14 protein-coding genes are annotated in these 14,567 nt (G+C 65.4%); 5 read left to right on the plus strand and 9 right to left on the minus strand.

What is annotated here, in order from left to right; translation table 11 throughout:
* Positions 1–81 precede the first annotated feature (81 nt).
* From mctP to NLM15_RS29750, 5 genes are all read right to left on the minus strand, one after another.
* A complete protein-coding gene (gene mctP / locus NLM15_RS29730) occupies positions 82–1,572 on the minus strand; it encodes a monocarboxylate uptake permease MctP (protein ID WP_254121334.1) in 1,491 nt (496 codons plus the stop codon).
* The gene (locus tag NLM15_RS29735; protein WP_254124483.1) at positions 1,562–1,699 is read right to left on the minus strand and encodes a DUF3311 domain-containing protein; all 138 of its coding nucleotides are present in this window, start codon (positions 1,697–1,699) and stop codon (positions 1,562–1,564) included. The genes mctP and NLM15_RS29735 overlap by 11 nt, the downstream gene beginning before the upstream one ends.
* Positions 1,700–1,998: 299 nt before the next feature.
* Complete coding sequence (locus NLM15_RS29740; protein WP_254121335.1) at positions 1,999–2,874, minus strand: MlaD family protein; 876 nt, start codon at positions 2,872–2,874, stop codon at positions 1,999–2,001.
* A 16-nt stretch (positions 2,875–2,890) separates the two neighbouring features.
* Positions 2,891–3,661 (minus strand): ABC transporter ATP-binding protein, encoded by a 771-nt coding sequence (locus NLM15_RS29745; RefSeq protein WP_254121336.1) that lies wholly within the window; start codon positions 3,659–3,661, stop codon positions 2,891–2,893.
* A gap of 2 nt (positions 3,662–3,663) precedes the next feature.
* The gene (locus NLM15_RS29750) at positions 3,664–4,797 is read right to left on the minus strand and encodes an ABC transporter permease (protein ID WP_254121337.1); all 1,134 of its coding nucleotides are present in this window, start codon (positions 4,795–4,797) and stop codon (positions 3,664–3,666) included.
* Between the two features lie 134 nt (positions 4,798–4,931).
* Here NLM15_RS29750 and dgcA point away from each other — a divergent pair, with 134 nt between their 5' ends.
* Entirely contained in the window at positions 4,932–5,927 is a 996-nt protein-coding gene (gene dgcA, locus NLM15_RS29755) for an N-acetyl-D-Glu racemase DgcA (protein ID WP_254121338.1), read from the plus strand.
* Here dgcA and NLM15_RS29760 read toward each other — a convergent pair.
* Positions 5,897–7,093 carry a major facilitator superfamily domain-containing protein 6 gene (locus NLM15_RS29760; protein WP_254121339.1) on the minus strand — a complete coding sequence of 399 codons (1,197 nt, stop codon included), beginning with the start codon at positions 7,091–7,093 and terminating at the stop codon, positions 5,897–5,899. The genes dgcA and NLM15_RS29760 overlap by 31 nt on opposite strands.
* 75 nt (positions 7,094–7,168) lie before the next feature.
* Here NLM15_RS29760 and NLM15_RS29765 point away from each other — a divergent pair, with 75 nt between their 5' ends.
* Positions 7,169–8,557, plus strand: a complete 1,389-nt coding sequence (locus NLM15_RS29765) for a hypothetical protein (protein WP_254121340.1) — start codon at positions 7,169–7,171, stop codon at positions 8,555–8,557.
* Between the two features lie 181 nt (positions 8,558–8,738).
* Here NLM15_RS29765 and NLM15_RS29770 read toward each other — a convergent pair whose 3' ends face one another.
* A complete protein-coding gene (locus tag NLM15_RS29770; RefSeq protein WP_254121341.1) occupies positions 8,739–9,098 on the minus strand; it encodes a hypothetical protein in 360 nt (119 codons plus the stop codon).
* A 222-nt stretch (positions 9,099–9,320) separates the two neighbouring features.
* Positions 9,321–9,584, minus strand: coding sequence for a PepSY domain-containing protein (locus NLM15_RS29775; RefSeq protein ID WP_254121342.1), 264 nt, complete (start codon positions 9,582–9,584; stop codon positions 9,321–9,323).
* 233 nt (positions 9,585–9,817) lie between these two features.
* Here NLM15_RS29775 and NLM15_RS29780 point away from each other — a divergent pair, with 233 nt between their 5' ends.
* Together NLM15_RS29780 and NLM15_RS29785 are read left to right on the plus strand one after the other, a co-directional pair.
* A complete protein-coding gene (locus NLM15_RS29780) occupies positions 9,818–10,201 on the plus strand; it encodes a VOC family protein (protein ID WP_254121343.1) in 384 nt (127 codons plus the stop codon).
* A gap of 121 nt (positions 10,202–10,322) precedes the next feature.
* Positions 10,323–12,008, plus strand: coding sequence for a Na/Pi cotransporter family protein (locus tag NLM15_RS29785; protein ID WP_254121344.1), 1,686 nt, complete (start codon positions 10,323–10,325; stop codon positions 12,006–12,008).
* Between the two features lie 64 nt (positions 12,009–12,072).
* Here the strand turns inward: NLM15_RS29785 and NLM15_RS29790 are convergent, their stop codons facing one another.
* Positions 12,073–12,513: an RbsD/FucU family protein gene (locus NLM15_RS29790; protein ID WP_254121345.1), complete on the minus strand. Its 441-nt coding sequence runs from the start codon at positions 12,511–12,513 to the stop codon at positions 12,073–12,075.
* 203 nt (positions 12,514–12,716) lie between these two features.
* On the opposite strand from NLM15_RS29790, the gene NLM15_RS29795 reads away from it, so the two are divergent.
* Positions 12,717–14,534, plus strand: a complete 1,818-nt coding sequence (locus NLM15_RS29795; RefSeq protein ID WP_254121346.1) for a caspase family protein — start codon at positions 12,717–12,719, stop codon at positions 14,532–14,534.
* Positions 14,535–14,567 lie beyond the last annotated feature (33 nt).

Raw genomic sequence — 14,567 nt, forward strand, 5'->3', positions numbered from 1 at the left:
GAACGTTTTCAATCACATGGAAGGCTATTCATTGCGGAGAAGACCGGCGGCCGGATCTCCGGCCGCCGGTGGCGCATCATCTCAGGCCGCCTCGCGGGACAGCCGTTCCTGGGGCATGCGCTTGAGCACCAGGTTGACCGCGACGGCAACCACGATGTTGAGCGCGAGCGCCAGCAGGCCGGTATAGATGGCAACCGGGCCCATGCCGTAATCGACGCTGTGCAGCGGCTTCAGCCCGTCCGACCAGGCGAGCCACGATCCGCCTGCAAGGCCGACGGCCCAGCCGGCCAGCAGCGCCGTGCTCGAGAACCAGTTCAGATAGAGGCCGAACACCAGCGCCGGCAGGGTCTGGAGGATCCAGAGCCCTCCGAGCAGCTGCAGGTCGAGCGCGAACTGCGTCGGCATCAGCAGGATGGCGAGCAGTGCGCCGACCTTCACCAGCATGGAGGTGATCTTGGCGACCTTCGCCTCGCCCGCGGGCGTCACCTTCGGATCGACCCACACCTTCCAGAAATTGCGGGTGAACAGGTTGGCCGCGCCGATGCTCATGACGGCGGCGGGCACGAGCGCGCCGATCGCAATCGCGGCGAAGGCGAAGCCCGCGAACCAGCTCGGGAACAGCATCTTGAACAGCTCGGGCACGACGTCGTTGTTGCTCGCGAGCTTCAACCCCGCCGCATGGCCCATGTAGCCCAGCAGCGCGAGCAGACCGAGCAGCAGCGTGTAGGCCGGCAGCAGCATCGCATTCTTGCGAATGGTGTTGCCACCCGAGGACGCGAAGATGCCGGTCAGCGTGTGCGGGTACATGAAGGCGGCGAGCGCCGAGCCCAGCGCCAGCGAGGCATAGGGCACGATCTGCGCCGGCGACAGCAGGATCCCGCCAGAACCCTTTGCAGCGAATGCCGCATCCGCCGCGGTGAAGATCGCGCCGTAGCCGCCAAGCCTGGACGGCACGATCGCGATCGCGGCGATCACCACGATGTAGATCATGATGTCCTTGACGAAGGCGATCAGCGCCGGTGCGCGCAGGCCCGAAGAATAGGTGTAGAGCGCGAGCACCAGGAAGGCGAGAACGAGCGGCACTTCGCCGTGAAGGCCGAGCGCCTTGATCGCGACCTCCATGCCGATCAGCTGGAGCGCGATGTAGGGCATCGTCGCCAGCACGCCGGTGGCCGCGACCGCGAGCTCGAGACCGCGCGATCCGTAGGCGCCGCGCACCACGTCACCCGCGGTGACATAGCCGCGTTCCTTGGCGACCTTCCACAGCACCGGCATCACCGCGAACACGAAGGGGTAGACGATGATGGTGTAGGGAAGCGCGAAGAATCCGTAGGCGCCGACTGCATAGACCAGCGCAGGAACGGCGATCACCGTATAGGCGGTGTAGAAATCGCCGCCGACCAGGAACCAGGTGATCCAGGTCCCGAACTTGCGGCCGCCGAGGCCCCACTCGTCGAGATGGGCGAGCGTCTCCGGCTTGCGCCACCGCGAGGCGACGAAGCCCATGCCGGTAACGAGGACGAACAAGGCGAGGAATACGGCGAACGCCGCGCTATCGACGTTAGTCAACATGGCGCACGCTCCTGTAGACGATGTAGGTGAGGAGCGAGGTCAGCGGCACCCAGGCGAGCTGATACCAGTAGAAGAACGGGAAGCCGAACAGATAGGGCTCCCGGACATTGTAGAACGGCACGATCATCAGGCCGATGAACGGCAACAGCAGCAACAGACGTATCACGCTCTCCTCCCCTGTGAGTGAAGTCGACGCGCTTTTTCGTGAGCGCGACTTGAGCGCGATATAGCTGACAAGCAGGGCCAGCCCCTCCCCCTACCTTGGCTCGGCCAGACCCCCATACTTTCGTATCGCCGGAGCGCGCGGCGCACGCCGTCATTTGCGAGGAGCAAAGCGACGAAGCAATCCAGACTGCCTCGACGGAGACAATCTGGATTGCTTCGCTACGCGCGCAATGACGGAGGTGAGACCGGAGGCGGCGCCTACTACCGGCGGCGCTCGTTCGACGGCGCCTGCCTCGGCGGCTCGGGCGCCGGAGCCGGTTGCGCACTGCTGTTGCTGGCGCCGAACAGCACGCGGGTCGGGTTGCGGTCGAAATTGTTCACGGCGCGGCTGATGTCGCCCAGCGTACGGCGGCCATCGGTCATCAATGCGCCGGAGCGCTTGTCGAAATCGTCGGCCAGTTCGCGGATCGACTTCACCGCCTGGAACAGCTCGCCGCCGTCCTTGCCGCCGGCGAGCGTGTTGAGGCCGAGCATGAGACTGTCGGCCTTGAGCATCACGCCGTCGACCTTGGCCATCACGCCGTCGATCTTCTCGGAATTGCGCGCGAGCGAGTTGGTGAAGGTCTCGAGATTCTTCAGCGAGTTCTTCACCGACTCCTGATTGTCGGCCACGATCTTGTTGATGTTCTGGAGCGTGCCGCGGATCGCCTCGGTGACGTCCTGCAGCTTGTTGGGATCGGCGGTCAGCGTCGGGATGCCGTCCTCGTCGAGCGCCGGCGGGGGCGCGGCCTCCTCGCCGCCCTTGAGCGAAATCGCGGCAACGCCGGTCAGGCCCTGGAATTCGAGGCCGACCAAGGTGTCCTTGCGGATCGGAGCGTTGTTCTCGACCATGGCGAGTGCGACAACCCGCCGCGGGTTGTCCAGCTTCACCGAGACCACCTCACCCACCCTGATACCGTTGAAATTGACGCTGCCTCCGTTGCGCAGGCCCGCCGCCGGACCCTCGAACACGACGCGCAGGGGGCTGCGCTGCTTGGTGGTGTGCAGCGACTGGAACCACAGCACGAAGCCGATCGCCGCGGCGATCACCGCCAGCGTGAACGATCCGATCAATACGTAATTCGCCCGCGTTTCCATCAGCTACTCCGGCACCTCAGCCCATGACCGCGCGGGCGCGCTTGCCATGGAAATACTGCCTCAGCCAGGGATGCTGCGAGGCCTGCATGTCGGCAATCGACCCTGCCGCAATGATCTTACCGTTCCCTAAAACGGCGATGCGGTCACAAGCCGTGTAAAGGCTGTCGAGGTCGTGGGTTACCATGAAAACGGTCAGGCCCAAAGTACGCTGGAGCGTCCTGACCAGCTCGTCGAAATCACCGGCGCCGATCGGATCCAGGCCCGAGGTCGGCTCGTCGAGGAACACGAGATCGGGATCGAGCGAGAGTGCGCGCGCCAGCGCCACGCGCTTGATCATGCCGCCCGACAGTTCGGAAGGAAAGCGATCGGCCACTTCCGGCTTGAGCCCGACCATGGTGAGCTTGGCCAGGGTGATCTCGTCCATCAGCCGCTGCGACACGCGCAGATATTCGCGCATCGGAAACTGGATGTTCTGCCGCACGGTCAACGAGGAGAACAGCGCGCCCTGCTGAAACAGCACGCCCCAGCGGCGCTCGACGTTGCGGCGCTGCGAGGTGCTGGAGGAATCGAGATCGACGCCGAACACCTCGATGGAGCCCGCGACCTTCGGCACGAGGCCGATGATGGTGCGCGTCAGCACCGACTTGCCGGCACCCGATGGACCGACGAAGCCGAGGATCTCGCCGCGCTTGACGTCGAGGTTGAGGCCGTCGAGCACGCGCGTCGCGCCGAACTGCACCGTGATGTCGCGGACGCGGATGATCGGATCTTGAATCTCGCCAGCCATCGTCACATCCCGATCGAGGCGAAGAAGATGGCGAACACGCCGTCCATGACGATGACGAAGAAGATGCCCTTCACCACGGATGCCGTGGTGTGCTGCCCGAGCGATTCCGCGCTGCCCTGCACGGCGAGCCCCTCGACGCAGGCGACGATGCCGATCACCGCGGCCATGACGGGTGCTTTCACGATGCCGACGATGAAATGGTCGATCGAGATGGCGTCGCGCAGGCGCAACAGGAACGCTTCGGGATCGACGCCGCCATAGAGCCAGGCGACGAGACCGCCGCCATAGAGCGCGGCCATGGCGCCGAGGAAGGCCAGGATCGGCAGCGCCAGCACCAGCGCCAGCATGCGCGGCAGCACCAGGACCTCGATCGGGTCGAAACCCATGGTGCGCAGCGCGTCGATCTCCTCGCGCATCTTCATCGAGCCGAGCTCGGCGGTATAGGCGCTGCCCGAGCGGCCTGCGACCATGATGGCGACCAGCAACACGCCGATCTCGCGCAGCACCAGCACGCCGAGCATGTCGACGACGAAGATATCGGCGCCGAACCTGCGGAAATGAAAAATGCCCTGCTGCGCGATGATGCAGCCGATCAGGAACGTGATCAGCACGATGATCGGCACCGCGCGCCAGCAGACCTGCTCCATGTGATGCACGGTCGAGGTCAGGCGGAACGAGCGCGGGTGGATCAAGACGCGAAAACCCGCCGCGAGCACCGCGCCGAGCATGTCGACGAGGCCCGCAACCGTGCCGGCGACGCCGGCCACGGCCCGGCCGATCTGCTCCAGCATGCCGGTGATGGTGACCGCGCTGCTGTCGACGACCGGCGCCGCCCTGACCCGCCGCACCTCGTCGACGAGGCTGGAATAGTTGGCGGACAGCCCTGCGATCTGCGCCTCGACCGGCCCTTGCGTCAGGCTGCGGCGCAGCCGCTCGATCAGCCAGGCGCCGAAGGTGTCGAGCTTGGCGACTTCGGAGACGTCGATGAAGATGCTTTGCGAACCGCCGGCGAGCTTCTCGGCGTCAGCCACCATCCGCTCCAGGACCGGCGCGAAGCTCGCGGTCCAGGTTCCGGTGGCGCAGAGTGCCAGCGCGTTGCCCTTGGCAATCCGTTCCAGCTTCGGATCGCCGTTCAAGTTGTCCGCTCCCGTACCAGGGCGGAGAAAATCACATGGTTGCGCACGCGCCCTTACCCGAAGAAGGTATCCCCAACTGGTTAATGTTAGTTGTTAGAGGTAACTAGCAGGTTCAGATTTCGCCAGAGTTCAAAATGACTTCCAGCAAAGTTCCGGTTCTCGCCGCGCGAATCGAGCGCTTCCCCATCGCCGGCAGTTTTACCATCAGCCGGGGCGCCAAGACCGAGGCCGTGACGGTCGTGGCCGAAGTTAGCCAAAACGGCCTGATCGGCCGCGGCGAGTGCGTGCCCTATCCCCGCTATGGCGAGACGCCCGAGGCCACTTTGGCCGCCATCCAGGCCATGCAGGCGGCCATTGCGGGTGGCCTCTCGCGAGAGGCCCTGCAAGCCGCCATGCCGCCCGGTGCGGCCCGCAACGCGCTGGACTGCGCCCTGATCGACCTCGAGGCCAAGGCGGCCGGCCTGCGGGCCTGGAGCCTGCTCGACCGCCCGGTCCCGGGCGAGCGCACCACCGCCTACACGATTTCGTTAGGGACCCCCGCGGCGATGGCGGCAGCGACCGCCAAGGCCGCGCACCGGCCCCTGCTCAAGATCAAGCTCGGCGGCGACGGCGATCCGGAGCGGATCGCGGCGGTTCGCAAGGCCGCCCCTGAATCCGAGCTGATCGTGGATGCCAACGAGGCTTGGACCGAGGCCAATCTGGAGCACAATCTCGCCGCCTGCGACGCCGCCGGCGTCACCCTGGTCGAGCAACCGCTGCCATCAGGCAAGGACGACGCGCTGGCGCGGATCAAGCGGCCGCTCGTGGTCTGCGCCGACGAGAGCGTGCATGACCGCAATTCACTCGCGCCGCTGCGCGAGCGCTACGACGCCGTCAACATCAAGCTCGACAAGACCGGCGGCCTCACCGAGGCGCTCGCCATGGCCGATGCGGCGCAGGCGCTCGGTTTCGAGATCATGATCGGCTGCATGGTCGCGACCTCGCTGTCGATGGCGCCGGCGATGCTGGTGACGCCGCAGGCGCGCTTCGTCGATCTCGACGGCCCGCTGCTGCTGGCGCGCGATCGCGATCACGCCCTGCGTTATGACGACAGCCTGGTCTATCCGCCGGACTCCTCGCTCTGGGGCTGAGCGATCAGCCGGTGCCGCGCCGACCAGATCACGACCGCGCCGGCCGCGGCCATCGCCGCCATGACGTAATAGAGGCCATCGCCGATGCGGGCGTAGATCGCGCCCGACGCGATCGAGGTCGCCGCCCCCAGCAGCCCGTTGCACGCGGCATAATAGCCCTGCCCCCGCGCGATCTGATGCGATGGCACGCGCTGCACCAGCAGATTCATCGTGCCGACGATGGTCATGCCGAAGGTGAGGCCGTGGCCGAGCTGCACGATCGCGAGCAGCGCCAGCGGCGGCTCATGCGCGGTGACGATCCAGCGCACCACGGCGCTTAATCCGCCAATTGCGATCAGCGTGGATGGATGCAGCGAGAAGCGCGGCGACAGCGCGAACACCACGATCTCGGCGATCACGCCCAGCGTCCACAGCCCCGCGATCGTCAGACCGCCGAAGCCGTGGAGCTGCCAGTTGATGGCCGAGAACGTGTAGTAGGCGACGTGGCTGCCCTGGATCAGCGCCGCCGACGCGATCACGGCCCAGAAGCCGCCGTCGCGCAGCAGGGCCTTGCCCGCATGCGTCTCCGTCGTCCTTCGCCTGACATCGTCGAGCGGCTGAAGCAGCAGGCTGGCGGCGACCGCAACGACGGCCCATGCGACGATGATCCAGATCAGATCGCGCGCCGCGATGCTGTCGACGAGATAGCCGCAGGCGAGCGAGCCCGCGGCGAAAGCCGCCGAGCCCCACAGCCGCAAGGGTCCGTAATCGAGCCCGTAGCGGGCGACGCCGCGCAGTGCATAGGCATCGGTCAGCGGGGTCGTCGGCGTCCACATCATGCAGGTCAGCGCATAGATCAGGAACAGCGCCAATGGCTGCTGTTGCAGGCCGACCGCCGTGAACCCGATCGCCGTCGCCAGCACCGACATCATCATGCCGGCGCGAATGGCGTGTCGCTTCTCGGCAAGGGCGGTGATTTGCGGCAGCGTGGTGAAGCGCGTGATCGCCGGCAGCGCGTTGATGATGCCGATCCACGCCGCGTCGATGCCGATCGCCTTCAGCCAGAGCGGAAAGAACGGCAGATGCGTGCCCGCAACCGCGAAGATCGCCGAATAGAACAGCGCCAGCCTCACGGCGAATCGCCGCTTCACGGTGGCTGGCGTGGGGATTTGTGATTCGGGTGGCATCAAACCAATTGCGATTCGGTCGATATCGTGGTGATCGTTACAGTAACGCGCGGTGATTTGCGCGACGAGATTGATATGGCCAACGAAGCATTCGCCCTCTCGCCCATGTCTGCCCGCGCGGCCGAGCCGAACGAGCAGGATTACGACGCGATCCGCGAAGCCTTCATGGAGACCGCGCGCGGCCGCTGGTTCCTCGGCGAATATGCGAAACGCAACCGCAATGCGGATACCCGCATGGTGCTCGATGCGGTCGCGAAAATCGAAGAAACCCTTGCGGCACAGCGACAACCGGTCGTCGAGGATCGCCTGCCCGAGGCGCTGGTCGAGATTCGCCGCGCCATCCGCGAGGCCGAGACGATCGCGATCGCGGCCTTCGATCCCGCGGCGATCGAGGCGAGCCTCGCGCCGATTCCGCGCGGCGTGCGCATCATCAAGGAGATCTCCTGGCGCTGGCGCGAGATCGGCGCCGACGGCCGAATCTGCGATCTCATTGATTCGCAGCTCGCCTCCATCGAGGCCGCCTGCGGACAACTATCGACCATCGACCCCCGCGTTGAGCTCAAGGCCGCATTCGATTTGCTCAGGGATCGGGTCGAGCAGCTCGATGGTGACGGCGACACAGCGCCGCACGCGGAGGCCCGTCCGTCGCCGGCGCCGGTGCAGGAAGCATCGCCGTCCGTCGCTGATGCTGCGCCTGCCGAGACCGCGCCTGCCGCGATGGCGAGCGAAGCCCCCGTGGCGTTTACGGAGGCGCCGCAGGACATCGCAGCGGCTCCCGAAGCCGCAGCCGCCGTTGAGACCGCGAGCACCAACGAAACACTGGCCGTTGCCGAGCCGGCAATGGACGTCGCCGTCGAGCCGGAGGTTGTCGCCGACAATCGCGTCGCGCCCGAAGAGGAGATCGCCGAGACAGCCGCGTTCGCGGAGGTAACGGACGAGTTCTCCCGCGACGCCGCCGCGGATGCCGAGGACGAAGCCATACTCGAGGCCATCGCGCTGGAGATGGCCGCCCCCGATCCGGAGTTCGACGAGATCGTCGAGCCGGTCGCGATGGAAGCGGCCATTCCCGAGCCGATGGCCGCGGAGCTCGCAGCCCCGATTGGCGCCGAAATTCCGGAGCCGGTCGCAGCCGCGCCGGCCGCTGCACCGATCGTGGAGGAGCCCGCAGAGGAAGCCCCGATCGCGATGGAGTCGCTGGCGCGCCTCACCAACGCGATTGCGGAAGCCGCCGCCGAAGTGATGGAGCAACCGGCCCCGGCGATGGCGGCCGCGGCACCATTCGGCGCAGCACCGACCGCGACACTGCCGATGCCCTCGCCGCTGCCCGCCTCCGTGCCCGAGCCCTCGCTCGGCGCCACCATCCTCGCCAGCGGCATCCTGCAAAAGCCACGCGCGGCTGCGAACGACCCACTCGCACCGATCCGCCGCATGACCCAGGCCGAGAAGATCGCGTTCTTCTCGTAAGGGGCGACCGCCTTCGCCGTTCACTCTCGTGTCCGGGACAAGCGAGAGCGAGATGTCGAGCACGCTCTCTCCACATCGTCATTGCGAGCGCAGCGAAGCAATCCAGAATCTTTCCGCGGAAAGATTCTGGATTGCTTCGCTGCGCTCGCAATGACGGATTAGCCCCGGCGCGCTCGCCCGATCACCCGCAATTCCAGACCGCGCCGATCGGTGTCCGTGTCCAGCACGGACCAAAACTGCCGCCATTGTAGCGGCCGCCGCCGAAGCCGGGCCGGCCGAAATAGCGCCATTCTCCGTCCCAGCCGTAATATTGTGGAACGGGGTCGATGTACCAATGGCGCCGGTCGGCGCGCGACAGGCGGCGCATCGCCTCTTTCTGCTTGTAGAGCGGAATGCTGTTGCTCAGCGGCTGGCGATAGCCCGGCAGGAAGCCGTAACCGCGCCAGACGGACGCTGGCCGTTTCTTGATGGACTCCGCCGGCGCGGTGGCCGGCAGCAGCGACAGGATGATAGCAACAGATAGACACAGGACTCGCGACATGCACCAACCATAGACAGTCGGTTGCAAGATGACCATTCAAATCCGAGTGCAGAGTTCATCGCAACCGATGCCAGCGGCTTCTTGCAGATCTGCAAGGTGATCCGAGAGGTCGGTCCCTTCGATCACGCCTGACGCCGTCCCGGACCCCTGCGTCGTCGCCCACAGGCATCATTGCGAGGACCGGGCCGGGAAACCCGGCGCGGCCAGTCATCGATCGCCGGACTAATCGTCGTGTTTTTCAGAGATCACTACGCCCGTTTTAGGGTCTGCGTGAAACTCCATTTTCTGGCCGTTTTTGATGCCCTCTCCTTCCCAATGACCGTCGTCAGCCTCAAGCTTGGTGACTTGAGTGTAGCCCGATTGCAGGAGTTTCGACTTGACCTGCTCCATCGGCATCCAGTCTGGCCCAGGCTGATCGGCCCTGGCCATGCTCAACGGTGTCGTCATCAACGATCCGAGAAGTACAAGTACCGCCGCGTTCTTCATGGGCAATCTCCCTTCCATGAGGGCTCAACCGGAGGTGCGCGAGAACGTTCCGTGGAAGACAATTTCTGCCGCAAGCCGGATTTGGCGGGCAAGTGGGAGCCGATTGACCGAACCTCGGCTAACTCATTCCAGCTTCCGATGGCTCAAATAGGGGCAATCGCGTTAGGCTGTACGATGCCAGGCCCGTAACCGCGAAATGCTGCGCGGACAACCGCTTATTCCGGAGCGAGCGAATGCCCCAAACCCCGCCGGTCGGCGCCTTCGCCATCATTCCGAGCAACGACCTTGCCGCTGCCATACCGTTCTGGGAGCGTCTCGGTTTTGCGCGCGCAGGCGGTGATGCCAACTACGTCATCATGAGGGGTTGGGGATGCGAAGTGCATCTCACGCAAGCCGGCGACGGCCCGTGGCAAGTGCCCGAGCACAATCCCTTCGGCGTCTTCATTCGCACGCCCGACGTCGATGCCATTGCCGCGCGCGTCGACGATCTGATCATCCGGCCGGGCGGCGTGCTGCGCCACCGCGAATGGGGTCTCTACGAGGTCGGCATCAACGGACCGGACGGTCTTCTCGTCCGGATCGGCTGGCCTTCCGATCTGATGACCTCGCGCGGCTGACGATGCTCCTCCCGAGTGGGGTGATGGCAGACGATCGCGTAACAATTGATCCGACCCATCGGGGCTTTGTTGCTGTACTGTCTGCTTCGCTATTCGTGGTGCGTTGTCGCGAGGAGCATGCATGTCCACGGCGATCTCGACGCTCGGCGGGGTAGGTCTCTTCCTGCTCGGCATGACCGTGATGACGGAGGGCCTGAAGACGCTGGCCGGTTCCGCGCTGCGCGGGGTGCTCGGCAAGGCGGCGTCGACGCCGCTGCTTGGCTCAATTTGGGGAGCCATCGTCACGCTGCTGGTGCAGTCCTCCAGCGCAACGACGATGACGACGATCGGTCTTGTCAGCGCCGGCCTGCTGACGTTCCAGCAAGGGTTGAGCCTGGTCTTCGGCGCGAATATCGGCACCACGGGGACCGGCTGGTTGGTCGCGCTGATCGGCGTCCGTGTCTCGCTCACGGCCGCGGCGTTGCCGATGATCTTCGTCGGCGCGTTGACCAAGCTTCTCGGCCGAGGGCGAGTTTCCGGCGCCGGTGCCGCGCTCGCAGGATTTGGACTCGTGCTGTTCGGGCTGACGACCCTGCAGCAGGGCATGGGCGGGCTGGCGGAACGTTTGCACCCGGCGGACCTGCCCGCGGTCCTCGGCAGTCCCGGGACGTCATGGTGGTCGGGCCTGCTCGGCGTACTGTCGCTGGTGGTGATCGGATTGGTCATGACCGCGCTGATGCAATCGTCGACGGCCGCCATCGCAGTCACCTTGTCCGGCTATTTCGCAGGCGCAATCGGGTTGGACCAGGCCTGCGCGTTGATCATCGGCCAGAACATCGGAACGGCGACGAGTTCCGCGCTCGCCGCGATCGGCGCGAGCGCCACCGCGAAGCGGTTGGCCATCGCCTACGTCCTTTTCAAGCTGATCGCCGCGCTCATCGCGCTGATAGCTTTTCCCATCGTCACGCCCTTGCTGCTGCGCGCCTCGGACACGATCGACGGCGTCACGCTGCTCGCCGGATACCACACGGCCTTCAACGTCGTCGGCGTCGCGGTCCTGCTCCCGCTGATCAACCCGTTCACGCGGCTGGTCGAACGGATCCTGCCCGAGCGCGGCTCGCCGCTGACGAGATGTCTCGATCCTTCGGCGCTAGAGACCCCGATTGTGGCGGTGGAGGCGGTACGGCGCACGATCGCGCGCGCTCTCCTGACGGTGTGCGGTTCGGTCGAAGCGAAACTGGCGGCCCGCGCCGGACCGATACGCCTGGGAAAGGACGCCGTCTCCGTGCCGGAAGCGGCCGATGCCGTGCGCCAGGCGCAAATATTCCTGTCGGATGTGGCCGGACCACCCGATACCGACGACGAGCAACGCCGTCTCACGAGCACGCTGCATGCACTGGACCACGCTGCTCGACTGACGGACCTCGCAAATGGAGCAAACAATTTCGGCGCGGTGGCAGGCGGACCGGAGGACATCCGCGCCGGAGAGCTATGTGCAGAGGTCATGCGGTGCGCCGCCGCAATTGCGCGCGGCGTCGCGGCGCCCCGCGTCGATGGATCGACGCACTTCGCGTCCGCCTCGCATGCCGGCGACATCTTGGCTGGTCCGCGCGCGGACCCGCCCGACGAGGCCATCGCCGAGTTCGAGCGTTGTACGACACAGCTCCGTGAAATGCTGCGCGCCCACCGCAGCGCGACGCTCGGTGCGGTGGCCAATGGAACACTGACCGCCGAGACTGCCCTCCTTCGCGTCGAGGCGGTTCGAAACCTCGAGGCGTTGTCGCAGCACGCCTGGCGTTCGGCGATCCATCTCATCGGTCGCGGCTAGAGCATGATCATACTCAAACAACAACCTAAAGCGCGATGACGATGCATCCTGATCTCATCGCGCCCTAGATCACGCCCTTCCGGATCAGGAAGCAGCCATAACCCCTGCTGTCGCCGACCTGCACGACACCAAAGCCCGCCGCCGCCGCGCGATAGAAATCCGGCCGCGCGAGTTTGCCGGGCACGACGGTGTGGCCAACGGCGCGCTCGATCTCCGACAGCACGGCGCGCTGCACGTCGGGCACGCGATCGGGATCGTCCACCGGCGCCATCACGCGCACCGGATCGGGATCGAAATCGTCGAGCGGGTAGACCGACATGATGGCGCGGACGGCCACCTCCATGCTCATGCCCGGCAGCTGGATCAGGCGCTGCGACGTGGTGCTCTGTGCGATGCGGGCCGCGGGATGGTTGGCGTCGACGAAAACGAGGTCATCGCCATGGCCCATCGAGGCCAGGAGCCAGAGCAGGTCGGGCGTGAGGATCGGATCGATCGATTTCAGCATGTGACGGAACTTCCCCAAAAAGCATGTCCTGCGCCGGAAAACCGGTCTGGCCGGCAAGCGGCCATTCACCATAGCAGGTTCCGAGCGTGATTCAGATCACGCAGCCTACCATGGTGATCGCGATCACGGACCCAAGGGCTCGAACGCGGCGAGGCTTGCTCGCAACCAATCTCGTATCGAGATCAGTGCCAGAGGAGCACGCCATGTTCCGCCTAAAGCCTTTCCTGATGACCGCCAGCCTCGTGGGAAGCCTGTTCGGCTTCGCCTGCGGCCCTGTTTCGGCGCAAGTCGCCCCGGTCCAGCCGGCTCCTACGGCGCTGCAGGGACCCGAGCAGCGGGTCGCGCTGGTGATCGGCAATTCGAACTACCAGAACGCGCCGCAGCTCGCGAACCCCGACAATGACGCGCAGTCGATGTCGCAGTTCCTGAACTCCGCCGGCTTCGAAGTGGTTGCCGCGACCGACCTGACCCAGAACGACATGCTCCGCGTCGTCCAGGACTTTTCGGCGAAGGTCGCCTCGCGCGGCCCCAACACCGTGGCGATGGTCTATTACGCCGGTCACGGCGTGCAGCTCGCCGGCGAGAACTATCTCGTTCCGGTCGACGCGAAGGTTTCGAACCCCACCGAGCTCGTGAGCAATTCGGTGCGCCTCGTCGACGTGATGTCGACGCTGGAGACGATCCCGAGCCGCATGCGCATCGTGATCCTCGATGCCTGCCGCAACAATCCATTCCCCACCGTCAACGACGCCGGCCGCGGCCTCGCCATCGTCGACGCCCCGAACGGCTCGATCGTCGGCTACTCGACCGCCCCGGGCGCGGAAGCGCAGGACGGCGCCGGCGGCCACAGCCCCTATACGCAGGCCTTCCTGAACGTCGCGCGCGAGCCCAACGTGCCGATCGAGCAGCTGTTCAAGCGCGTGCGTCTCGAAGTGAACCAGACCACCAGCGGCGCGCAGATCCCGTGGGAGAGCTCGTCGCTGACCTCTGACTTCACCTTCTTCGGCGACACCGCCGTTGCCGCCAACCGCGCGCCGGTCAACACGCCGGTGGTGCAGATGGCCTCCAACCTGCCGAGCCGCTCGACGCGCCAAGCCTACGACTACGTCGTGTCCGAGGGACGGCCGGAGTACTATCAGGAGTTCATCACGATGTACCCGCACGACCCGCTGTGCGACCACATCCGCTGGCTGCTCTCCAATCTCCTGATCTCGCAGGCCTGGCACAAGGCGGTGCTCGCGAACTCGCCACTCGGCTACAAGACCTTCTACGACAGCTACGGCAACAGCCCCTATGCGCAGTCAGCGTTGAAGTTGCAGGTCCAGCCGAAGCTGATCCCCCTGATGCAGGCAACCAAGTTCCTGGCTCCGCAGAACATCAACCCGACCTTCAAGATTGGCAATCTCGGCCAGCCCAAATACATGCCGCTGCAGCAGGGCAATGGCGGATCGCAGATCAATGGCAACCTGCCGATCGTGCAGAAGCCGGTGGACGGTAATGTGATCGGCAAGCCCGGCAATGGCGGCCAGATCGTCAACCTGCCGGCGGGTAACAACCAGCCGAACCAACCAAACGGAACGCCGTCGCAGACCCCGGGCAAGATCGTCACCCTGCCCGCACCGACCAACACGACCAACAACAATGGCGGCATCGGCAAGATCGTGACGCTGCCTGCGACCAACACCACGCAGAATGGCGGCAGCAACAACGCCGGCACGAACAATGGCAAGCCAGGCAAGATCGTCAGCATGCCGGTGAATGTCGGCAAGGGCGGCTCGAACGTCGATGCGAAGCCGGTCGTTCAGACGCAGAACCACCCGATCCGCGTCAACAACGGTGTGAAGATCGTCAACACCCCGGTGAACAAGGTGCAGGTGCAGAACAACCAGCAGAACACCCGCCCGCAGTTCAACACGACCAACCGGATCGTCAACAACGGCGGCAACAACAATTTCCGCCAGTCGATGAACCAGGCGCAAGGCAATAACGGCGGCAACAATCACCGCGGCTTCATGCGCTGATCGCGGCAAGCGAAACGAAGAGGGGCAGAGCGA

It is taken from the genome of Bradyrhizobium sp. CCGB20 (assembly GCF_024199855.1).
Lineage (GTDB): Bacteria > Pseudomonadota > Alphaproteobacteria > Rhizobiales > Xanthobacteraceae > Bradyrhizobium.